Genomic DNA, 980 nt, shown 5'->3' on the forward strand with positions numbered 1-980 from the left:
ATTACTTTTTTTAAACAGTCGATTCTATTGATTGTCTAAGTGTCCCCTCAACTTCTTTGGCAATTTCATTCAAATTGAAATCATCGAATAAATCGATTAAGGCTTCCGGACGCGTCATACCAATATATGTCTGATTATTTTTTTCTCTAACAACCATTTTACACGGTAGAACATAGCCGATATGGATATTTTTTCCCATAACTTCTTTTGCTTTTTTAGGATTACATACTTCCATTACAACAAAATCCTCTTCAAAGTCTAATCCTTTTTCCTTAAGTTTGTCTTTAAAGTTAAGTTGCCACAATACACCAAACCCATTTTCTTTTAATTGTTCAGTTAACGAATCAATAGCCTCGCCAAGTTTCTTGTTTGTCTTTTTTTCATATACGATGTGCATTGGTTTCTTCTCCTCTTTATATTTTTGATTACTCTCTCAACTTGTTTAGTTTATCTCTATACTCTTCCTCTGATATTTCTCCTCTAGCGTATCTCTCTTTTAATATATTAATGGCACGATTTGAGTTTGATGCATGGTCATTATTCGAACGATTCATCAGCATTTTTGCGATAAAGATGACTGCCCCAATAATAACTAACAATTTCAATCCATCATATATCATAAACCACCAACTATTCTCATAACCAAAATTCATCATGTTATCAAAACCGTTATACCAATAGCCGTGCATTGAATCACTCCTTATTCATTTAATGTTTCTTTTTTTATTCTATATGTTTCCTCATCTATTTCACCTTTGGCATATCGTTCATTTAAAATATCCAACGCACTATTCTGCTCTCTAAAAATACTTGTTCCATTCTGTTTATCCTCCAAGTATTTATAAATGAAATAACCAACTATAACAAATAATATGAGTCCCAAGCAGTCTCCTCCTTTTTCTATTTCTGCTTCCTTAACTTTACTGAAATTTTATTTTGATCTAGCTTACTTAAATGACCGATTTCTTTAAAGTTTAAAC

General features: G+C 31.4%; 3 protein-coding genes. All 3 read right to left on the minus strand.

Going from position 1 to position 980, the window contains the following annotated elements; all coding sequences use genetic code 11:
* Positions 1-10 precede the first annotated feature (10 nt).
* The 3 genes from FD20_RS12570 to FD20_RS12580 are packed head-to-tail and all read right to left on the minus strand — an operon-like array spanning position 11 to position 883.
* Positions 11-397: a DUF302 domain-containing protein gene (locus tag FD20_RS12570; protein ID WP_010620814.1), complete on the minus strand. Its 387-nt coding sequence runs from the start codon at positions 395-397 to the stop codon at positions 11-13.
* A 28-nt stretch (positions 398-425) separates the two neighbouring features.
* A complete protein-coding gene (locus FD20_RS12575) occupies positions 426-689 on the minus strand; it encodes an SHOCT domain-containing protein (protein WP_017866944.1) in 264 nt (87 codons plus the stop codon).
* An 11-nt stretch (positions 690-700) separates the two neighbouring features.
* Complete coding sequence (locus tag FD20_RS12580; RefSeq protein ID WP_010620812.1) at positions 701-883, minus strand: SHOCT domain-containing protein; 183 nt, start codon at positions 881-883, stop codon at positions 701-703.
* Positions 884-980 lie beyond the last annotated feature (97 nt).

This window comes from Liquorilactobacillus uvarum DSM 19971 (genome assembly GCF_001434935.1).
Classification (GTDB): Bacteria; Bacillota; Bacilli; order Lactobacillales; family Lactobacillaceae; genus Liquorilactobacillus; species Liquorilactobacillus uvarum.